Genomic DNA, 20,150 nt, shown 5'->3' on the forward strand with positions numbered 1-20,150 from the left:
AGCTCAATGATGAAGTCCACACCGCCCCTCGCGATACGGAGTTGGCGACGTTTCGTCGCCATCGCAGGGTTGCTGATCGTCGCACTCGTGGCGATGATCGGTTGCAGCAGCGATTCGAACGACGAACCGACCAAGGCTGCAGAGCCCACGACGCGCGTGATCGAGACCGAAAAGGGCTCGGTCACCGTGCCCGCGTCGGCGGAGCGCATCGTGGTTCTGAGTGGCGGTCTCGCCGGATACCTGTACGCCCTGGACGCACCGGTGGTTGCCACCGATACCCGCGTCCTCGGTGTCACGAACCTCGACGGTGGATTCCCGCCGGCATGGTCGGACGCCGCAAAGGCGCAGGGCACCAAGGAATTGCCGGCCGGCGAGCAGCTCAACATCGAAGCCGTCGCGGCGGCTGAACCCGACCTGATCATCGGCGGTGGCCAGGGCATCACCTCGGTTCAGGCCGAGGAACTCTACGACCAGCTGACCGCTATCGCACCCACCGTGTTGGTCCCCAAGACGGTTGCCAACTGGGACAAGCAGCTTGAAATCGTCGCCGACGCCGCGGGCCGTTCCGACCAGGTTCCGGCACTGTTGAGCGCATACGAGGACAAGGTCAAAGAGGTCAAGGGCAAGATCAAGGTTCCCGAGGGCAACGTCGTCTACTTCCTCTCGGTCTCGAGCAACAAGCCGTACCTCGTGCCGCCGACGGCAGCGCTCCCCGCAATGCTCGCCGAGCTCGGTTTCAAGGCCGACGACGTCATGGCCAAGGCCGGCAACCCGCAGCTCTTCGGCTCGGGTGACTCGTTCGAGGTCAGCCCGGAACTGCTCTCGCAGGTCGCCGATGCGCCTGTCGCCTTTGTCCTTCCGGTGTCCGGTCGACCGATGGCCGAGCTTGCCACCGATCCGCTCTACTCGCAGTTGCCGTCGTTCAAGGCCGGCACGACGTTCGAGCTCCCCGCCAGCAGCTACCGTCCTGACTACGACGGCGCAATGGCTACGCTCGACCTGATCGGCCAGACCTTCGCATGACTCGATTCGGTGGGCTGGTGATCGATGTTTCACCGCTGCGGACCAGCCGTCCATTCCGGTATGCCTTCTCGGCGCGATTGATCTCGCTGCTCGGGATCGGACTGCTCGTCGTAGCCGTTCCCGCGCAGACATACCAGCTCACCGGGTCGACCTTGCAGGTTGCCGGAGTGTCCACGGCGATGGCCATCGCCATGTTCTTCGGCAGCCTGTTCGGTGGCGTGCTCGCTGATCGCTACGACCGGCGACGCACCATCCAGTTGGCCCGCAGTGCTGCGGGCCTCGGCTTCGTCATTCTCGGCTGCAATGCGCTCTTGCCACACCCGTCGATGTGGGTCATCTACGTCGCGGCAGCTGTCGACGGCTTGGCCGGCGGTGTCAGCAGCTCGGCCCTGATGGCTTTGATGCCGACACTGTTGCCGCGCAACAAGATGGCAGCGGCCGGCGCATTGGTAGCTCTGACCACCGACATCGGGACGATGATCTCGCCGGCAATCGCCGGCGTGATCATCGCCTCCGGTGGCATCCCCGCGACATACTTTGTCGCTGCGGTGGCCACCGCAGCAACGGTCACGTTGTTCCAAGCCATCGGACCTTCGCCTGCACCGGGAACGAATCACGAAAGCCCGATGCGCGCGCTGGTGACCGGCGTGAAATTCGCCGGCACGCACACAGTCATTCGCGGCATTTTGATCAGCGGACTGCTGGTCATGTTCGTCAGCGGCCCGATGGTGTTGCTGCCGGCATTCGTCGACCAGGTTCTCGGCGGTGGACCCACCATGCTCGGTCTGCTCTACGGCGCACCGGCCGTCGGCGCCGTGATCGGTTCGCTCACCAGCGGTTGGACAGGACGAGTCCACCGCAACGGCGCCGCGATGTTGATCTCTGTTGCGCTGATGCCTCTCGGCCTGGTGGTACTGGGTGCGTCGGGAGCAGCACTCGTCGCTTTCCTCGGTCTCGCCGGATTCGGCCTCGGACGCGCCCTCAACGACATTCTGAGATTTGCCGTCCTGCAACAGAACACGCCGGACGAACTCCGCGGCCGCGTCTCCAGCCTGTGGATGGTGCAGGCCGTCACGGGTACGGCGATCGGGTCGATGGCAGCCGGGTTCCTCGGGCAATGGCTCGAGCCTGGTGCTGCGCTGCTGGCCTTGGGTCTCGCCGGTCTGACATTGGGCCTGGTGCTCCTGGCAACGTTGGGTTCGGTGCGCCGGGTAACTTCGGAGACAGCCGAAGTCGATCACTCCGACATCACCGTGCCGGTGGGGAATGCTCCGCCGGAAAAGGAAGGTAGTTCATGAACCGAGGAGACCACCTCGCGACCATCGCCGAAGTTCTGGCGGGAACCACCGGCGCAAAAGTGCCGTACCCCATCGGCATTCGCGAACTCGAAGTCGTTCGCAGCGAAATGGTCGGATCCGGACTGCTGCGTCTGACTTTGGGAGGACCTGAGTTGGCGGGCTTCGAATCGCACGCTCCCGACGAGCATGTCCGCCTCGTCTACCCGGATGCCGACGGGTCTCTGAGGCTGCCCGAACGAGACGGATTCAGCCTGAAGTGGCCTCGCCCTCTGCCGATTTCGCGTGAGTACACCGTCCGTCGATACGACGCCGAGGCGGGGGAGTTGGACCTCGACTTCGCACTCCACGACGGTGGGTACGCCTCTGATTGGGCTCAGGCGGCCACCATCGGCACTCGGGTGCACGTGGCAGGTCCGCCCGGTGGCGTCGTGGTTCCGTGGACGTACGACCGCTATCTGCTTGCCGGTGACATCACCGCCCTTCCTGCCATTGCTCGTTGGCTCGAGATGATGCCCGCTGCTGCTGCCGGGTGGGTGTTCGTCGAGATCACCGATCCTTCACAGGAAATCGAACTCACCGTTCCGGAAGGCGTCGAGGTGCGATGGCTGTACCGCGGCGACGTGCCGGCCGGTCACTCCGATCTACTCGAGCAGGCCGTCCGAACGGTCACGGTGCCCGAGGGCGAGCGCGTCTACGCCTGGATCTCCGGTGAGGCCACCAGCCTCAAGCCGATTCGCAGATTCGTGCGCGACGAACTTGGATTGAGTTCGGGCGACCACCTGATCACCGGCTACTGGAAGCGTGGAGTCGCGGACTTCGACGAGGACGACGACGACCACTGAACATCGGTTGCCCCGCCCCCGGCCCTCGGCATCGTCACCGCGACAACGAGTCCGACAATCGCAACGATTGCCGCTACCCCGAAGGCCGTGGCGAATGCCGAGTGTCGGGGAAGGCCGCCGGATGAAGTCGCGCTCGCGATGATCCCGGCGGCAATTTGGGTGCCGACGGCAGAACCCAGCGATCTGGCGATGGTGACTATTGCCGTCGTGACACCTACGCGGTCTGCCGGTGCGCTGTCGGCGGAGATGACGAACACTGCCGTCGACGCGGCCGCAACGCCGGTACCCGCCAGGATCAGCACCACAACGATCTGCCACATCGTGGTTGCAAAGACTCCGACGGCGCCGCTCAGGCCGAGGAGGGCAACTCCCGCTACCGCAATGACTTTCGTGCCGACCCGTTGTGCGAGCTTTCCGGAGATCACCGACGCGATCACCGCTGCGCCGTAGCCGATGCACAGCAGGACTCCGATAGCACTTGTCGATGCACCGCGGCCGAATCCGCTCTCCTCGGGCGCGGCGAGTTGCTGCGGAAGTAGATAGACAACTGCGCCGTAGGTGAACCCGAAAACCACGCCGACGACCACTGCGCTCCACATCGAACGATGCCGCATCATCGTCAGGTCCACCATCGGTTCGTTGGTTCGGCCCTGATACCTGGCCCAGATCGTGAACACCGTAGCGGCAGCGAGAACCAGCAGCATCGACGTCGGTGCGCCCCAACCGTTGCTCGACGCGCTCGCAAGCCACGCGGTCAGCGTCAACAATCCCAGGGCCAATCCACCCGCTCCCGGCCAATCGAGCCGGCCGCCGACCTTCGACATGCGATCTCGTGGTGTGCTCACAGCAAAAGCAATTGCGCCGAGTATGACGAAAGCGGTCGGAACTGCATACATCGCGGTGCGGGAGACGTTTTCGGCGACGGGCCCGGCCAGCACGACTCCCAGAGCGCCGCCCGCCACGACGACGGCACCGAGCAATCCGGTGGCCGTCTTCAGTTGTTCCGAGGACAAAGTGCGTCGTAGGACCACGAAGCTCACGGGCAACAACCCAAGCCCGAATCCCTGGAGAAACTGACCGAGGACGAACAGCGGGAAGATCGTTGCGAGAGCGGACACGCTGCCGCCGAGCACGACGATGGTCGTGATCGCGAGCAATGTGGGACGGGCGCCGTACACGTCGGCTATTCGCCCGGCCATCGGCGTGACGAGAACGGTGCTCAATGTCAGAGCGACGGAGGCGAGCGCTCCGACGTCGGCCGTCACTCCGAAGTCTCGCTGTATCAGGGGGAGTGCGGGGACGATGATGCTTTCGAGAGCGGCGACTGCAGCGATCAGAAGTGTCAGGCTGGCAATTGTTGCAACCGGTCGCTGCTGATGTCCGGAGATGCTCTCAGTGGTCATCGTGCTCTCTTTCGATCGGGGAGTGAGGAGCTTCTCGACGCGACGATGCGTCACCCCGCCAGGAGTCTGGAAGGGTTGTGGCACTGCGTATATCGGTTGGCGCAGTAGCGAGTCTTGATATTTCGTTACGCGTACCGTTATTGTGGAGGAATGTAATCGGATTCGTCAGACAAAGCAAGAGTTGGAGGGGGCGGAAATGGTGCCAAGTATCGCCAGACCGCAACGGGCAGACTTTCGCTGCAGCCGTCGGTCAATGTCAGGTGATGTGACGGTTGGGCCTATTTCTCGTCGAACATGACGCTGATCACCAAAAGGATTCTGCGAGCAGGGAGTTCATCTGCCGGACACATTCAAGGTCCCCGTTTGAATGCCGGGTTTGTTAGCTTTCTGCCTGTGACGCGACGTCACGGAAAGTTCACGAATCACGGAGGATCATCATGGGTTCTATTTCAACGATCATCGGAATCTTCGAGCTCTACAAGCTTCTCGAGCCGCTGCTGAGCTCGCTGAGCTGATTCAAGTGTTATTCCGCTGTCGAGCCGGGGCGCCGAGGGACTCGGCTCGGCAGCGGATCTCGGCGATCTGTCCGCGATCAGGACCCGTGGAACGGATGTCGGCACCGGCAGAATTCCATCGCTCCGGTGTAGTGGTCCATGACCAGTATTTCTGCGCAGCGAGCGGGCTGTGGTGCAAACCTGAGGCAGCGCTCGATCCAGCCTCGCTTCAGCGAAGGGGCGGGGTGCGTGCAGTTCCCGCATCGGCCGGGACGTTCGGCGACACGTACGGAACCGAGGTGCTCCGGTGGCATGCCAAACATCTTGGTGGTGCGATGTTTCGAGGACAATGGTTCGGCTCGAGCGGAAACTATCTCGCGGCGGTACCGCGGTTTTCCGCCACGAAATGCGAAAGCTCAAGGGGAGCGGATGGCAGGAGTCGAACCTGCGTGGACGGTTTTGCAGACCGCTGCCTTGCCGCTCGGCCACACCCGCATTGATCCAATTATGTTCGTAGTGAACAACAATCGCCATGATTGTGATCAGAGTGAGTTGATCGCTGTGTGCCGGGCCCTTGGTATAGCAGTGAACTGCCGGGCTAGGAGCGCGAGAACACCGCGACCAGGAATTCGGAATTGTCCTTGAACGGGCGAAGATCCCACGTGGAGAGCAGCAGATCAACCTCGAGGCCACTCGTGGTCGCGTCGGCGAGAAACTCGGGGAACTCGTAGCCACGTCCGGCCCCGAATCCGATGACCACTCGGCCGCTCGGAGCGAGATGACGAGCAAATCCTGCCAACACTGCCTGCCTGGTGGACGGGGCGAGAAATGCCATCACATTGCCTGCCGACACGATGACGTCGAAATCCGCCTCGACCCCGCGGGCGGGTAGATCGAGCTCGGCGAGGTCGCCGACAAGCCACGTCGGGCCCGGGTGGTCCTCCTCCGCGGCAGCAATGAGAACCGGGTCGACGTCTACTCCGACAACCACATGACCGACGTCGTGCAGATAACCGCCGAGTCGGCCCGGCCCGCACCCGGCATCGAGAACCCGGCCACTGCGTCCGAGCATCGCGTCGATCAAACGTGCTTCCCCGACAATGTCCTTGCCGTCCGCTCTCATCGAACGGAATCGCTCCACATACCGTGTGGAATGCGTCGAGTCGGCTGCAGTGATCTCTTCCCACTGGCTGGGGACGCGCTCGTTCGGGGCCTGTGCAGTCATTCTTCGAGGGTACCGACAGCTCACCGGGTGCCGACTACCGTCCCGTCTGCGGCGTATCCGACGAGGGTTGGACGCGGGAATGTGAGCGACAATGGAATCCACCCGTAGAAGCGGTCTTCGGCAAGAATTGTGGGATAGATACTGCCATCAGCGGTGTGAAGTTCGGCCCGAACGGCGCCCCCCGCGCCTGCGTCGTAGGTCGCTTCGTGCGGACCGGCAACCATCATGCCTGAACCGCCGCCGAATGAATCTGCGCCGTACAAGTCGTCGTTCGATCTGCAGCCGTGTCCGAGGCTGATGAATTTCGACGGTCCAATCTTGTCGACGTCGGCTGACGCCTCGAAAACCGGGGCGACGCACCTCCATCCGTCCTCGCCGTGGGCAACGAAGACGCTGAACAGGGATCCGTCAGGTCCGGGAATGGACCCGGCCCGCTCGGCGGTGGACGGATCTATTCCGCCGTTGGTTCCCGGCATCGTCTGCCAACCGGAGTACATGTCGGTAAACGGTTTCGGCATCATCGCCGTGGCAGCGGCGCAGCCCACCACCACTGCTGCGCAGATCGCCGCGACGAGAACGAGGGCACCGGCTCGGCGGCGTGGAGTTTCGGTTGCTCCAATGTTGTTTTCGGTAGCCATGATTCGGGCGCGTGCGGCATCCTGGACCTTCTCGGGCCAGAATTCTGAGGTAACCGCATCGGTCGGCCGCAGCATCTCGAGCGTGGTCAGAAGATCTTTGCTCATGGGGTACTCCCGTGTTCGGCGGCAGCGCAAGGTCGAGTGACGTTGATCGGGATCGCGGTGACGGATTCTGGTGTCAAACCGCTGCTCAATCGACGCCGAGCGCGAAAGAGACGAACATGCATGGCTGGTACCGAACACCCGGCGACCCGCGCTGCCTCGGTGGCGGTCAATCCGTCCCAGGCAGTCAGGAGTAGAGCTTCACGCTCGATGACGGTGAGTGTTGCCAGTGCTTCGAGAAGTTCCGTGCGGTCGGTGACAGTGACGTCGGCGCCCGGCGTCGATGCCGCAATCTGCTCGATTCGTCGCATCTTCTCGGTGAGCGCATCATTGCGTCGAACGCTTCGACGGCTGTTGTTCACGGTGTTTCGAGCTACCACCAACAGCCAGGGCAGAGCTTGCTCGGGCACTTCGTCCAAGCGTCGCCAGGCAACGAGGAACGTCTCGGAGACAACTTCCTGTGCGCTGTGATGATCGACGTGGCGGCAGGTATACGCGAACACCCGACCGGCGTAGTCGTCCCACAGGGCGGTGAAACGCTCTTCGTCGCTCGGTGGCGGCCTGTCCTCGGTTTTCGGTGTCATGTGAAGAGATGTCCGGCTGGTCGTTGATCCTTACAGCGTGGGCGTCAGTAGACGGTTTGCCGTGCTACTCCGTCCGAGGATTCCGACTGTCAGAAGCAACGACGCCAGGATGTACAGCGTCATGATCCAGATGTCGGCAGCGGCAGGCTGCCATTTGTTCGCCTGACCGAGCAGGATGAGGGCGTCAGAGGCGAGGAACAGTGCGCCGCCGATACCGGTGATCGTGTTGTACGCCAGTGCGGTAGATGCGGTTCCCACCAGGATTGCGGCGTACACGGGGACGGCAATCCGAAGTGCCGGTTCGAGCCCGGTCCAGGCATACGACACAAGAACGATCCCGGCGACGGTGTAGAAGCACAGAAACCATGGCCGCCTTCGCATCTCCCGAAAAGCGCCGTGCGAGAGAAAGAATCGGATGAAACAGAGGTGACCGATCGCGAAGGCTGCCATCCCGATGACGAATGTGGAGTCCCAGATCAGGAACAGGTCTCCGAAAGCGCAGGCAATCAAGGCAGCAGCAACAATTCTCGGTCCACGATGACCGACAACCCAGGCAGCCAGAATCGGCGCGAGCATGACCTTGGTGATCCCGTCCCAGGGCTCAGCATCAGCGGCATTCAGGATCAGATGAATAATCGCTACCGCGGAAAACCCTACGAACCAGGGCGACCGGATGATGCTGGTCAGTCCGGCAGAACGATCGGATTCACGCATCGCCTCAGTGTACGAAGTCCGCTGCACGCTCGGCGAGGTCGAGCGCCGGCTGGGGGAGTATGCCGAGGATGAGCGTGACACCGGCGCCGAGGCCGATCACACTGCTGGTCAGCGCACTCGGCACCACGACGGTCGGAGCGTCCGCGGCCGATTCGGTGAAGAACATCAACACGATCACTCGCACGTAGAAGTACGCGGCGATTGCGCTGCACAGGACGCCGACGATCACCAGAGGTGCGGCGCCACCCTCGGCAGCCGCGCTGAACACCGCGAACTTTCCGATGAACCCACTGGTCAACGGAATCCCGGCGAAAGCCAACAGGAACAGCGCAAACACGACCCCGACCAGTGGTGAGCGCCGGCCCAATCCGGCCCAGCGCGTCAGCGTCGCGACCTCACCGTCTGCGTCCCGAACCAGACTCACGACGGCGAACGCGCCCACTGTGCTGAATCCGTAAGCCAGAAGATAGAACATCGCCGACGCGAGGCCGGCGTCCGAATCCGCAACCACTGCGGTCAGAATGAATCCGGTGTGTGCGATGGCCGAATACGCCAGCATCCGCTTCATATCGGTCTGCGTCACGGCGACGATCGATCCGACAACCATCGTGAGAATCGCGACCGCCCACATCAGCGGACGCCAGTTCACGTATTCGTTGGGCAGGGCCACGTAGAAGACACGAAGGATGGCGCCGAATGCGGCGATCTTGGTCGCCGTCGCCATGAAACTGGTGATCGGCGTCGGCGCCCCTTGATAGACGTCGGGAATCCACGAATGGAACGGCACGGCACCCACTTTGAACAGCAACCCCACCGCCACGAGTGCTGTCCCGAGCCACAGGAAGGCATCGGTCCCCGACCCGATGCGTGCTGCGTCGGCGATACCGGAGAGAGTGACCGTCCCGGCATAGCCGTACAGCAACGCGATTCCGAAAACGAAGAACGCCGACGAAAATGCCCCGAGCAGAAAGTACTTGAGCGCAGCTTCCTGGGAGAGTAGGCGACGTCGACGTGCCAGCCCGCAAAGGAGGTAGAGAGGCAGTGAGAACACCTCGAGCGCGACGAACATCGTCAGCAGATCGTTCGACGCGGGAAAAAGGAGCATGCCGCCGACCGCGAAGAGGGTGAGCGGAAAGACTTCGGTCTGGGCGATACCGACCTTGACTGCTTCTTGTTCCGCAACGCTTCCCGGGACGCTCGACGCTTGAGGAGTGAAACTGCCGAGCGCGTCGTGTTGCGCGATCACCTCGGCGGTGTTGCCCGATCCACGTTCGGCGATCAGCAGTACTGCGGGGATCGACACGAGAAGGATGGTCGCCTGCAGGAAGAGCGTCGGACCGTCGACCGCTACCGAACCCATCATCGCCGTCGACCGCGTACCGGCCAGCAGAAGCACTGCCACGAATGCGGCCGCCAAACCTGCGACACCGAGGACGAGTTGCACGGGGTATCGAATACGCCTGGGCGCGAACGCTTCGATGAGTACCCCGAGCACCGCCACACCGAACACGATCAACATCGGCGAGAGCAGGCTGTATTCGATACTGGGTGACGCCGTACCGGCTGAACCGAGAACGGTCACGTCGGTGAAGGAACTCATTTGTGGGCACCTCCTTCGTGGTCGGCGACAAGCGGTGTCGGCGCCCCGTCGACGACCGTGTGGCTCACTGCAGGAGTGATGACGTCCAAGGCAGGCTTGGGGTAGATGCCGAGAAGCAGCAGGAGAGCGATCAGAGGGGCGACCACCACGAGTTCACGTCGCGCGAGGTCGCGGATCGTTCCCTGCCCTTCCTTCACCGGTCCGCCCATCATTCGCTGATAGAGCCAGAGTATGTAGATCGCGGACAGCACGAGCGCAGCAGTCGCCGCGACGGCAGCGACGTGATAGCGCGAGTACGTTCCGACGAGCACCAGGAATTCACTGATGAACGGAGCCAGACCCGGCAGCGACAGCGTTGCCAGGCCCGCAACGAGGAAGGTCCCGGCCAGGACGGGTGCGACTTTCTGAACGCCGCCGTAGGCTGCGATCGATCGCGTACCCCGCTGTGAGACCAGGAATCCCGCGATCAAGAACAGTGCCGCCGTCGAGACACCGTGGTTGACCATGTACAGCGCGGAACCGGCCTGGCTCTGGCTGGTCATCGCGAAGATACCGAGAATGATGAAGCCGAAGTGTGAAATCGACGTGTAGGCGATCAGGCGCATGACGTCTGTCTGCGCGATAGCCAGTATCGCGCCGTAGACGATACCGATCACAGCTAGCGTGATGATCCACGGTGCAAAAGTCGACGACGACTCCGGGAACAGTTGCAGGCAGTAGCGAATCATCGCGAACGTGCCCACCTTGTCCACGACCGCCATCATCAACACCGCTGTCGACGGAGTCGATTCCACCGCGGAGTCCGGCAACCAACTGTGTAGCGGCCAGAGCGGTGCTTTCACCGCGAACGCGAACATGAATCCGAGGAACAGTGCGTTGAGCACCCCGGGTCCCACACCGAGTTCACCGCTGTTTGCCGCTGAGGCGATCGCCCGGAAATCGAAAGTGCCGCTGGTGAAGGGACTCTCGTCGCGGGTGGTGACCACGTACAGGCCGATGACCGCAGCGAGCATGACCAGGCCGCCGAGGAGGTTGTAGAGCAGAAACTTCACCGCAGCGCGAGATCTACCCACTCCACCGAACCCGCCGATGAGGAAATACATCGGTATCAGCATCGCCTCGAAAAAGATGTAGAACAGGAGAATGTCCAAGGCGCTGAACGAAATCATCACCATGGACTCGACAACAAGGATCAGAGCGAAATAGGTGTGCGGCATCCGTTTGGGTGATGCCGGGTCTGCAGGGACGTCGTTCCAGCCGGCGATCAGAAGCAGTGGGACCAGCACGGCGGTCAGGAGAACCAGAACGAGGGCGATGCCGTCGAGTCCGAGTGTGTAGGTCGTACCGAATGCCGGTATCCAGCTGTGACTTTCGACGAACTGAAACTGCTCGCCGCCGCGGTCGAACGCAACTCCGAGCCCGGCGGCGACCACCAGAACCACCACGGAGACAGAGAACGCGAGAGACTTCGCAAATTGGTACGACCGTGCCGGCAGAGCGAGGACAACACCAGCTCCGATGAGCGGAAGCAGCCAGAGCACCGTCAAGGCGGGGAAGCCGGCATTGGTCACAGAGTCGCTCACCGCTGCTTCGATCACCACAGTTTCGATCACCACAGTGTCACCGCCATCATTATCGCGACCACGAGTGTTGCTCCGACAAACATCACCAGCGCGTACGAACGAACGAACCCGGTCTGCAATCTCCGCGTGAGCGCGGACAACCCGGTGACGACCACCGCAAAGCTGCCTACGACGCCGCCGATTCCCTTGGTGTCGACCACTTCCAAAGACTTGGTGAGTTGTTGTCCCGGCTTCATGAACACCGTCTCGTTGAAGGCGTCACCGTACAGATCGTGGCGAGCTGCAACGGTCAACGGTGAAACCGGAGTCGGTGCCACCAGTGGAATCTCCCGGGTGGCGTACTCGCGATAAGCAATCGCGATGCCGGCGGCAACTGCGAGCAGCGCCAGCGCGGTGATGGACCATGCGGGTATCGGCGGTTCGACGTGATGGGAGCCGACAACCGGTTCGAGCCAGTTCTGCAAGCTGGACCCGATGGTCAGGAGCAGGCCGGCGCCGACGGACCCCACCGCCAAGATGATCATCGGTGACGTCATCACCGCCGGAGATTCGTGAGGTTTCTGGTTCTCCCAGCGGGCCTTTCCGAAGAAGGTCATCAGCATCACGCGGGTCATGTAGAAGGCAGTGAGCGCCGCACCCAAGAGCGTGACGATGCCCAGCACCACACCCTTGACACCGCCCTCGCCGATTGCAACCTCGATGATCTTGTCCTTGGAGAAGAACCCGGCAAACGGCGGAACACCGATGATGGCAAGGTAACCGAGCCCGAACGTGACAAAAGTCAGTGGCATGAACGCTCGGAGCCCGCCGTAGCGCCGCATGTCGGTTTCGTCGTTCATCGCGTGCATCACGGAGCCTGCGCCGAGGAACAGGCCCGCCTTGAAGAATCCGTGGGTGATCAGATGAAGGATTGCGAAGGCGTATCCGGCTGGTCCGAGTCCCGCGGCCAGGACCATGTAACCGATCTGACTCATGGTCGATGCGGCGAGGGCCTTCTTGATGTCGTCCTTCGCGCAGCCGATGACTGCACCGAACAAGAGCGTCACCGCACCGACGATGACAACCACGAGCTGAGCGTCGGGTGCGAGATCGAAGATCGGATTGGAGCGCACGATCAGGTACACACCGGCAGTGACCATCGTGGCAGCATGAATAAGGGCCGATACGGGGGTGGGGCCCTCCATTGCGTCGCCGAGCCACGACTGCAGCGGCACCTGGGCGGACTTCGCGCACGCAGCGAGGAGGAGCATGAGACCGATCGCCGTCAGGACACCTTCGCTTGCGCCGGACGCGTCGGCGAAGACGTTGCTGAACTCGAGCGAGCCGAAGGTGCTGAACATCAACATCATTGCGATCATCAATCCGATGTCGCCCACCCGATTGACGACAAAAGCCTTTTTGGCCGCCGTCGCCGCCGACGGCTTGTGCTGCCAGAATCCGATGAGCAGGTATGACGCCAAACCGACGCCTTCCCAGCCGACGTAGAGTCCGAGGAAGTTGTCGGCGAGCACGAGGAGCAGCATCGCAGCGAGGAAAAGATTGAGGTACGCGAAGAAATTACGACGCTCGGGGTCGTGCGCCATGTAGCCGACCGAGTAGATGTGGATCAGTGAACCTACACCGGTGATGAGCAGAACGAAACACATCGACAGTTGGTCCAGCTGCAGTCCGAACTCGACCTGAAGACTGTCGACCGGGACCCAATTGAACAGGTGCTCGGTGACGGTGCGGTCGGCGGTGTCGCGGCCGAGCATGGCGATGAAAAACACCACTGCGACGACAAACGACGCGAGAGCCATGACGCAGGCGAGTAGGTGACCCCACGCGTTCGTGCGACGACCGGCCAGCAAAAGGACAGCGGCGCCGCACAGCGGCAGAGCGGGGAGCAACCAGATGGCGGACGTGATTCCTCCTGACATGTCAGTACTTCAGCAGGTCTGCGTCGTCGACGGATACAGAACGCCGAGATCGGAAGATGATCATGATGATTGCCAGACCGACGACCACTTCGGCCGCAGCGACCACCATCGTGAAGAAGGCGAAGATCTGGCCGTCCAGATTGCCGTGCATGCGCGCGAAGGTCACGAACGCCAGGTTGGCGGCGTTGAGCATCAATTCGATACACATGAACACCACGATGGCGTTGCGGCGCAAGAGGACTCCCGCGGCCCCGATGGTGAACAACAGGACGGACAGATACAGGTAGTTCTCGGGATTCATCGCTGAGACTCCTCACCGGCACTCGGATCCGGGGATCGCGGAGTGAGCGCGCTGCTGACAGAGAGGGTCGAGAACGATCCGTCCGGCAACAAGGCCGGCATGTCCACCGCGTTGTGACGTGCGTACACACCGGGACTCGGGAGTGGAGTGGCGGAGCCCTTTTCGGGATTGCTCTCATCACTGCCCAGGTACGTGAACCGTTGCTGCGAGAGTTCGCGTTGGCTGAGCGTGGCTCCGATCTTCTCCCGGTGCGCAAGCATCATGGCGCCCAGTGTCGCCGTGATCAGTAGAGCTCCGGTCAGTTCGAAGGCCCAGACGTAGCGGATGAAGATGAGATCGGCGAGAGCGTCGATGTTGCCCTGGTCGAGTCCGGTGAAACCGGTGAAGCCCGAGATCGACGCATTTCCGAGTCCGCCGATGAGCAGCAACCCGAAGCCGACGCCGATCACGATCGCGCTGACTCGTTGTCCCCGTAGTGTTTCGACCAAGGAGTCCGAAGAATCGACGCCCACGAGCATCAGGACGAACAAGAACAACATCATCACCGCGCCGGTGTAGACGACGATCTGGACGACACCCAGGAACAGTGCGCCCTGCACGATGTAGAACACGGCCAGGATGATCATCGTCATCGCAAGGAAGAGCGCAGAGTAGACGGCCTTGGGAGCGGCGACGACACCCAAAGCGCTGATCACCGCAAGGGTTCCGAGGATCCAGAATTGCACCGCCTCGCCGGTGGAGGTCGATGTCATCGTTCCCTCCGCCAGGACCGTGGTCGTGACCGCCCCGATCATTTCTCGGCCTCCGGGTTCGGCTCTTGCTCGGGTGCCGCTCGTTCGGGTGCTGCTGCGATGTCGCCGCGGTAGTAGTCGTCCTGAGTTGTGCCGGGACGCAGCGCGTGTGGTGGCGCTGCCATGTCGGGTTTCAGGGGCGCGAGCAGTTGGTCTTTCTCGTAGATCAACCCAGCTCGGTTGTCGTCGGCCATTTCGTATTCGTTGGTCATCGTGAGGGCCCGAGTGGGGCAGGCCTCGACGCAGAGGCCGCAGCCGATGCACCGCAGGTAGTTGATCTGATACACCTGCCCGTAGCGCTCACCGGGGGAGAACCGTTCTTCTTCGGTGTTGTCCGCGCCCTCGACATAGATCGCATCGGCGGGGCAGGCCCAGGCACACAGCTCGCAACCGATGCACTTCTCGAGTCCGTCCGCATACCGGTTGAGTTGATGGCGACCGTGGTATCCGGGCGCGGTGGGGCGCTTCTCCTCCGGATAGAACTCGGTCTCGGGTTTCTTGAACATGGTCGAGAGCGTTACTCCGAAACCCGCGATAGGTCCGAGGAAATCAGGCATGGGAGTCCTCCGATGTGTCGGAAACATCTGTGCGCCGCGGCGGTGGCACGTTCTGACCCGGCAGTTTTCGGGCCGGCAGTGATTGACCTGGGAGCGGTGGAACCGGGAAGCCACCCGACAGACCATCGAAAGGCAGGAGTTCCGAATCGGGCACCGACGAGGCAGTTCGGCGTCGGCCGCGGTAAGTCCCGGCCAACACCGTCAAAAGTCCAGCTCCGAGAACCAGTGCGACGCAGAGGAGTACGAGCCACGTGTTGTAGCCCTCGTTGCGGAACGCACGAACGGTCGCGATCACCATCACCCACACCAAGGCTGCGGGGATCAGAATCTTCCAGCCGAGATTCATGAACTGGTCGTAGCGCAACCGCGGAAGGGTGCTGCGCAACCAGATGAAGACGAAGAGGAAGCCCCACACTTTGGCGACGAACCACAGCACGGGCCACCAACCGGAATTTGCGTCGTCCCACAGGTTGAACGGGAACGGTGCGTGCCACCCGCCCAGAAACAGCGTCGTGGCCAGAGCGGACACCGTCACCATGTTCACGTACTCGGCCAGCATGAACATCGCGAATTTGAGTGAGGAGTACTCGGTGTGGAACCCGCCAACCAGCTCACCTTCGGCCTCGGGAAGGTCGAAAGGGGCTCGATTGGTTTCGCCGACCATCGCTGTCACGTAGATCAGGAATGAGGGCAGCAGAAGAAAGATGTACCAGGCACCCTGTTGGGCGCTGACGATGCCGGACGTGGACATCGTTCCGGCGTAGAGGAAGACGGCGGCAAAGGACAACCCCATCGCCACCTCGTAGGAGATGACCTGCGCGGTCGATCGAAGTGCGCCCAGTAGTGGATACGTCGATCCCGAAGACCAGCCGGCAAGCACGATGCCGTACACACCGATCGAGGTCACGGCCAGGATGTAGAGAACGCCGACCGGCAGATCGGTCAGTTGCAGAGGTGACCGGGTTCCGAAGATCGACACCTGCGGACCGAACGGAATGACGGCAAACGCCATGAACGCCGGGACGACCGCGATCACGGGAGCGAGCAGATAAATCGGCTTGTCGGCGCCGGTCGGCGTGATGCCTTCCTTGAGGGCGAGCTTGATTCCGTCAGCGAGACTCTGGAGCATTCCGCGGGGGCCGACGCGGTTCGGTCCGACACGCATCTGCATGCGCGCCATCACTTTTCGTTCCGCGTAAATCGCCACCAGCGGGGTGAGTACGAGGAACACGAAGATGGCGAGCGCCTTGCCGATCACCAACCACCATGGGTCGTGCCCGAACGCCGACAGGTCGACCGGAGCGGCGACGCTCTCGTACTCGTGGGCGGTCATTGCGTTCCCGCCTTCGCGATCTTCACGACAGATCCCGCGGTGGCGCAGAGTGTTTCGTAGACGGTGCTACCCGGTGAATTGAGCGGCAACCAGACAGTTCGAGGTGGTAGTTCGGTGATCTCCAACGGCAAAGTGACGGTGCCGGAGTCAGTCGACACGGCAACCTGATCACCGTTATCGGCTTCGATCTCGGCGGCGGTCTCGGCCGACAAACGCACGAGGGGGGATCGAGCAGTACCGGCCAGGTTGGGTTCGCCGTCCTGCAAACGACCATTGTCGAGCAACATCCGCCAACTCGACAACACCGCTTCGCCTTGCGCCGGTGACGGCACGGTTGCTGCCGGTACCTGGGGTGGGGTGGGGCGCGATCCGGACCATGCTCCGAGGCGGTGTATCTCCGCGCGCGCGGAAGCTGCGTCGGGCAGGCCAAGATCGATACCCATCTCGGCTGCGATCGCGTGGAGAACGCGCTGATCGGGCATTACGCCTGTGGTTCTCAATGCGGTGTCGAACACACGCTCGCGGCCTTCCCAGTCGAGGAAGGTTCCGGGCTTCTCGGCGACCGGTGCCACCGGGAAGACGACATCGGCGAGTTCGGTGACTTCGCTGTGACGGATTTCCAAGCTCACTACGAATCCGGTGGCTTCGATCGCGGCGCGTGCCTTCGCCGGGTTCGGTAGGTCACTCAACTCGACGCCGCCGATCAGTAGCGCAGCAGTCGTCGGCCCCGAATTCAGGAGGCTCGTGGTATCGCGACCGTCGGACGTCGGGATGGGCGCCTCCCACACCGATTCCACCTCTCGACGTGCCATCGCGTCCGCAACGAGGCGTCCACCGGGAAGCAGTCCCGGTAGGGCGCCGGCCTCGACGGCGCCGCGATCACCAGCGCGGCGTGGGACCCAAGCAAGAGAAGCTCCCGTCGCTTCGGCGAGACGGACCGCGGCCGAGAAGCCGCCCGCCACCTCACTGAGTCGTTCGCCCAACAGGATCACCGCACCGGGCCGTCGGAGAAGCTGACCCTCCGCACTTTCCAGGCGGGCCAACGAATCCATCAGAGCTGCTTCACTTCCGGGAACGGTCCGAAGCAAAGTGCCGCCCATCTTCTGCAGGCCCCGAGTAGCGAATGGCGCGCAGGAGAGCACGGTTGTCTTGCCGAAACGAGCGGCTTTGCGTAGCCGCAGAAAGATGATCGGTGACTCCTCCTCGGGCTCGAGAGCTACCAGCAATGCAGTCGGGGCAGATTCGAGATCCTGGTACGTCACCGACTCTTCGAGCGTGCGGCCCGCGACGTGAGCTGAGAGGAAACCGCTCTCTTCGGCCGAATGAGAACGGATTCGGAAGTCGATGTTGTTGGTAGTGAGAGCAACTCGCGCGAACTTGCTGTAGGCGTAGGCGTCCTCCCGGGTCGAGCGCCCACCGACGAGTACGCCTGCGTCACCGCGGGCCTGCGCGAAGGATCGCGCAACGAGGTCGAGTGCCATGGGCCACGACGCCGGAATCAATTCGCCGTCAGCGTTGCGGATGAGGGGAGTGGTGATCCGGTCACCTTGGGTCGTGTACGTGAAAGCGAAACGGCCCTTGTCGCAGTTCCACTCCTCGTTGACGTCGGGGTCGTCCCCGGCGAGTCGACGAAGAACCTTGCCGCGACGGTGGTCGGTGCGCTGGGCGCATCCGTCGGCACAGTGTTCACACACGCTGGGGCTGGACACCAGATCGAACGGTCGCGCCCGGAATCGGTATGCCGTACTGGTGAGCGCACCGACCGGGCAAACCTGGATGGTGTTGCCCGAGAAGTAGGACTCGAAGGGCTCGTTGGCGTAGATCCCGACCTGTTGAAGCGCGCCGCGCTCGAGGAGCTCGATGAACGGGTCGCCGGCGATCTGACTCGAGAATCGCGTGCATCTGGCGCACAGGACACAACGCTCGCGGTCGAGGAGGATCTCGGACGAGAGGGGGATGGGCTTGGGGTAGGTTCTTTTCTCCTCGCCGAACCGGGATTCGGTGCGACCGGTCGACATCGCCTGGTTCTGGAGCGGACACTCGCCGCCCTTGTCGCACACGGGGCAGTCCAGAGGGTGGTTGATGAGCAGGAGTTCCATCACCCCGCGTTGGGCCTTCTCGGCCACAGGCGACGTGAGCTGTGTGGTGACCACCATTCCGTCCGCAACCGGTGTCGTGCAGGACGCCACCGGCTTGCGTTGACCTTCGACTTCCACGATGCACTGACGGCAAGCACCGACCGGATCCAGAAGGGGGTGATCGCAGAACCGCGGAATCTGGGTGCCGATGATTTCCGCAGCGCGAATGATCAACGTGCCCTTGGGTACCTGGAGTTCGCGGCCGTCGACGGTGAGAGTGACGAGATCGGTCGGCGGTGCCGCATCGGCTCCGGTGGTGGCATTCGTGGTGGCGTCGGCTGCAGTCATGAGACGAACGCTCCTGTCGCGAGTACGGACCGGCGAGGATCGAACGGGCATCCGTTGCCGTCGAAATGCGCTACGTATTCCTCACGGAAGTACTTCAGGGAAGACATGATCGGGCTGGTCGCTCCGTCACCCAACGCACAGAAGGACTTTCCGAGGATCGTGTCGGAGATGTCGAGAAGTTTGGTGAGATCGGCTTCGGTTCCTGTTCCACCTTCGAGTCGCCGCAGGATCTGCACCAGCCAGTACGTACCTTCGCGGCACGGCGTGCACTTGCCGCAGGATTCGTGGGCGTAGAACTCGGTCCATCGCAACACTGCGCGCACGATGCAGGTTGTGTCGTCGAATATCTGCAGTGCCTTGGTGCCCAGCATCGATCCCGCGGCGCCGACGCCCTCGTAGTCGAGTGGTACGTCGAGATGTTCCTCGGTGAAGATCGGCGTCGACGATCCGCCGGGAGTCCAGAATTTGAGTGTGTGTCCAGCGCGAACCCCGCCTGCGTATTCGAGCAGCTCGCGCAAGGTGATCCCGAGTTCAGCCTCGTACTGGCCGGGCGTGGTGACATGGCCCGAGAGCGAATACAGCGTGAATCCCGGTGACTTCTCAGATCCCATCGACCGGAACCACTCCGGGCCGCCCAGGACGATCGACGGAACACTCGCGATGGACTCGACGTTGTTGACCACGGTCGGGCAGGCATAGAGACCGGCGACAGCGGGGAACGGCGGCCGCAGTCGAGGCTGACCGCGTCGTCCCTCCAACGAATCGAGGAGGGCCGTCTCTTCCCCGCAGATATAGGCGCCGGCTCCGGCATGGACGACGAGATCCAGATCGAAACCCGAACCGAGAAGGTTGCGGCCCAGATATCCGGCCGCGTAAGCCTCGGCGACGGCGGTCTGCAGGCGTCGCAGAACCGGGACAACCTCGCCTCTGACGTAGATGAACGCCTTCGCTGCTCGAATTGCGTACGCCGCGATGATCACTCCCTCCACCAACGTGTGTGGGGTCGCCATCATCAACGGCATGTCCTTGCATGTGCCCGGTTCGGACTCGTCGGCATTGACGACGAGGTAGTGAGGCTTGCCGTCTCCTGGCTTGTCTTCGGAGACCTGGGGGATGAAGCTCCACTTGAGGCCTGTCGGGAAGCCCGCGCCGCCACGTCCGCGCAGGCCCGCGTCCTTGACCGTCTCGATCACGGCATCGGGGGAGCCGTCGAGCGCTTTGCGTAGGGCCTGATAACCGTCGTGACGTAGGTAGCTGTCGAGGGTCCACGAATTCGGTTGATCCCAATAGCGACTCAGGACGGGGGCGAGTGTCATG

General features: G+C 62.5%; 17 protein-coding genes and 1 tRNA gene. 3 read left to right on the forward strand and 15 right to left on the reverse strand.

What is annotated here, in order from left to right:
• Positions 1 to 9 precede the first annotated feature (9 nt).
• From V3587_RS07585 to V3587_RS07595, 3 genes are read left to right on the forward strand one after another with little or no spacing between them, the layout of a single operon-like run.
• Complete coding sequence (locus tag V3587_RS07585) at positions 10 to 1,023, forward strand: Fe2+-enterobactin ABC transporter substrate-binding protein (protein WP_095970745.1); 1,014 nt, start codon at positions 10 to 12, stop codon at positions 1,021 to 1,023.
• A complete protein-coding gene (gene entS / locus V3587_RS07590) occupies positions 1,020 to 2,321 on the forward strand; it encodes an enterobactin transporter EntS (protein WP_166809581.1) in 1,302 nt (433 codons plus the stop codon). Before V3587_RS07585 ends, entS begins: the two co-directional genes overlap by 4 nt.
• Positions 2,318 to 3,163, forward strand: a complete 846-nt coding sequence (locus V3587_RS07595; RefSeq protein ID WP_095970605.1) for a siderophore-interacting protein — start codon at positions 2,318 to 2,320, stop codon at positions 3,161 to 3,163. Before entS ends, V3587_RS07595 begins: the two co-directional genes overlap by 4 nt.
• On the opposite strand, the gene V3587_RS07600 is transcribed toward V3587_RS07595, so the two are convergent.
• The 15 genes from V3587_RS07600 to nuoF form a co-directional block, all read right to left on the reverse strand.
• Positions 3,112 to 4,566 (reverse strand): MFS transporter, encoded by a 1,455-nt coding sequence (locus V3587_RS07600; protein ID WP_283376311.1) that lies wholly within the window; start codon positions 4,564 to 4,566, stop codon positions 3,112 to 3,114. The two genes, V3587_RS07595 and V3587_RS07600, sit on opposite strands and share 52 nt — an antisense overlap.
• A 918-nt stretch (positions 4,567 to 5,484) precedes the next feature.
• Positions 5,485 to 5,555, reverse strand: a tRNA-Cys gene (locus V3587_RS07605).
• Between the two features lie 103 nt (positions 5,556 to 5,658).
• Positions 5,659 to 6,285 carry a class I SAM-dependent methyltransferase gene (locus V3587_RS07610; protein ID WP_095970601.1) on the reverse strand — a complete coding sequence of 209 codons (627 nt, stop codon included), beginning with the start codon at positions 6,283 to 6,285 and terminating at the stop codon, positions 5,659 to 5,661.
• A 20-nt stretch (positions 6,286 to 6,305) separates the two neighbouring features.
• Positions 6,306 to 7,028 carry a hypothetical protein gene (locus V3587_RS07615; RefSeq protein ID WP_283376312.1) on the reverse strand — a complete coding sequence of 241 codons (723 nt, stop codon included), beginning with the start codon at positions 7,026 to 7,028 and terminating at the stop codon, positions 6,306 to 6,308.
• Positions 7,025 to 7,609, reverse strand: coding sequence for an RNA polymerase sigma factor (locus V3587_RS07620; protein ID WP_124569772.1), 585 nt, complete (start codon positions 7,607 to 7,609; stop codon positions 7,025 to 7,027). Before V3587_RS07620 ends, V3587_RS07615 begins: the two co-directional genes overlap by 4 nt.
• A 30-nt stretch (positions 7,610 to 7,639) precedes the next feature.
• Positions 7,640 to 8,323, reverse strand: coding sequence for a lysoplasmalogenase (locus V3587_RS07625; protein WP_283376313.1), 684 nt, complete (start codon positions 8,321 to 8,323; stop codon positions 7,640 to 7,642).
• 4 nt (positions 8,324 to 8,327) lie between these two features.
• On the reverse strand, positions 8,328 to 9,923 hold the full coding sequence (gene nuoN / locus V3587_RS07630) for an NADH-quinone oxidoreductase subunit NuoN (RefSeq protein WP_166809577.1): 1,596 nt from the start codon (positions 9,921 to 9,923) through the stop codon (positions 8,328 to 8,330).
• Positions 9,920 to 11,524, reverse strand: a complete 1,605-nt coding sequence (locus V3587_RS07635; RefSeq protein WP_283376431.1) for an NADH-quinone oxidoreductase subunit M — start codon at positions 11,522 to 11,524, stop codon at positions 9,920 to 9,922. The genes nuoN and V3587_RS07635 overlap by 4 nt, the downstream gene beginning before the upstream one ends.
• 8 nt (positions 11,525 to 11,532) lie before the next feature.
• Positions 11,533 to 13,425: an NADH-quinone oxidoreductase subunit L gene (gene nuoL, locus V3587_RS07640; protein WP_283376314.1), complete on the reverse strand. Its 1,893-nt coding sequence runs from the start codon at positions 13,423 to 13,425 to the stop codon at positions 11,533 to 11,535.
• A gap of 1 nt (position 13,426) precedes the next feature.
• The gene (gene nuoK, locus V3587_RS07645) at positions 13,427 to 13,726 is read right to left on the reverse strand and encodes an NADH-quinone oxidoreductase subunit NuoK (protein WP_003942238.1); all 300 of its coding nucleotides are present in this window, start codon (positions 13,724 to 13,726) and stop codon (positions 13,427 to 13,429) included.
• Positions 13,723 to 14,520 (reverse strand): NADH-quinone oxidoreductase subunit J, encoded by a 798-nt coding sequence (locus V3587_RS07650; RefSeq protein ID WP_200315128.1) that lies wholly within the window; start codon positions 14,518 to 14,520, stop codon positions 13,723 to 13,725. Before V3587_RS07650 ends, nuoK begins: the two co-directional genes overlap by 4 nt.
• The gene (nuoI, locus tag V3587_RS07655) at positions 14,517 to 15,074 is read right to left on the reverse strand and encodes an NADH-quinone oxidoreductase subunit NuoI (protein WP_124569768.1); all 558 of its coding nucleotides are present in this window, start codon (positions 15,072 to 15,074) and stop codon (positions 14,517 to 14,519) included. The genes V3587_RS07650 and nuoI overlap by 4 nt, the downstream gene beginning before the upstream one ends.
• Positions 15,067 to 16,407: an NADH-quinone oxidoreductase subunit NuoH gene (nuoH, locus tag V3587_RS07660; RefSeq protein WP_283376315.1), complete on the reverse strand. Its 1,341-nt coding sequence runs from the start codon at positions 16,405 to 16,407 to the stop codon at positions 15,067 to 15,069. The genes nuoI and nuoH overlap by 8 nt, the downstream gene beginning before the upstream one ends.
• Complete coding sequence (locus tag V3587_RS07665) at positions 16,404 to 18,833, reverse strand: NADH-quinone oxidoreductase subunit G (protein ID WP_283376316.1); 2,430 nt, start codon at positions 18,831 to 18,833, stop codon at positions 16,404 to 16,406. Before V3587_RS07665 ends, nuoH begins: the two co-directional genes overlap by 4 nt.
• Positions 18,830 to 20,149: an NADH-quinone oxidoreductase subunit NuoF gene (gene nuoF / locus V3587_RS07670; protein ID WP_283376317.1), complete on the reverse strand. Its 1,320-nt coding sequence runs from the start codon at positions 20,147 to 20,149 to the stop codon at positions 18,830 to 18,832. The genes V3587_RS07665 and nuoF overlap by 4 nt, the downstream gene beginning before the upstream one ends.
• Position 20,150: the final 1 nt, after the last annotated feature.

It is taken from the genome of Rhodococcus sp. IEGM 1306, assembly GCF_036541985.1.
GTDB lineage: Bacteria > Actinomycetota > Actinomycetes > Mycobacteriales > Mycobacteriaceae > Rhodococcus_F > Rhodococcus_F qingshengii.

Bases quoted from the DNA above. Each gene is read 5' to 3' on its own strand.
- V3587_RS07585 (WP_095970745.1), top strand. From the start codon at position 10: ATGAAGTCCACACCGCCCCTCGCGATACGGAGTTGGCGACGTTTCGTC.
- entS (WP_166809581.1), top strand. From the start codon at position 1,020: ATGACTCGATTCGGTGGGCTGGTGATCGATGTTTCACCGCTGCGGACC.
- V3587_RS07595 (WP_095970605.1), top strand. From the start codon at position 2,318: ATGAACCGAGGAGACCACCTCGCGACCATCGCCGAAGTTCTGGCGGGA.
- V3587_RS07600 (WP_283376311.1), bottom strand. From the start codon at position 4,566: ATGACCACTGAGAGCATCTCCGGACATCAGCAGCGACCGGTTGCAACA.
- V3587_RS07610 (WP_095970601.1), bottom strand. From the start codon at position 6,285: ATGACTGCACAGGCCCCGAACGAGCGCGTCCCCAGCCAGTGGGAAGAG.
- V3587_RS07615 (WP_283376312.1), bottom strand. From the start codon at position 7,028: ATGAGCAAAGATCTTCTGACCACGCTCGAGATGCTGCGGCCGACCGAT.
- V3587_RS07620 (WP_124569772.1), bottom strand. From the start codon at position 7,609: ATGACACCGAAAACCGAGGACAGGCCGCCACCGAGCGACGAAGAGCGT.
- V3587_RS07625 (WP_283376313.1), bottom strand. From the start codon at position 8,323: ATGCGTGAATCCGATCGTTCTGCCGGACTGACCAGCATCATCCGGTCG.
- nuoN (WP_166809577.1), bottom strand. From the start codon at position 9,923: ATGAGTTCCTTCACCGACGTGACCGTTCTCGGTTCAGCCGGTACGGCG.
- nuoL (WP_283376314.1), bottom strand. From the start codon at position 13,425: ATGTCAGGAGGAATCACGTCCGCCATCTGGTTGCTCCCCGCTCTGCCG.
- nuoK (WP_003942238.1), bottom strand. From the start codon at position 13,726: ATGAATCCCGAGAACTACCTGTATCTGTCCGTCCTGTTGTTCACCATC.
- V3587_RS07650 (WP_200315128.1), bottom strand. From the start codon at position 14,520: ATGATCGGGGCGGTCACGACCACGGTCCTGGCGGAGGGAACGATGACA.
- nuoI (WP_124569768.1), bottom strand. From the start codon at position 15,074: ATGCCTGATTTCCTCGGACCTATCGCGGGTTTCGGAGTAACGCTCTCG.
- nuoH (WP_283376315.1), bottom strand. From the start codon at position 16,407: ATGACCGCCCACGAGTACGAGAGCGTCGCCGCTCCGGTCGACCTGTCG.
- V3587_RS07665 (WP_283376316.1), bottom strand. From the start codon at position 18,833: ATGACTGCAGCCGACGCCACCACGAATGCCACCACCGGAGCCGATGCG.
- nuoF (WP_283376317.1), bottom strand. From the start codon at position 20,149: ATGACACTCGCCCCCGTCCTGAGTCGCTATTGGGATCAACCGAATTCG.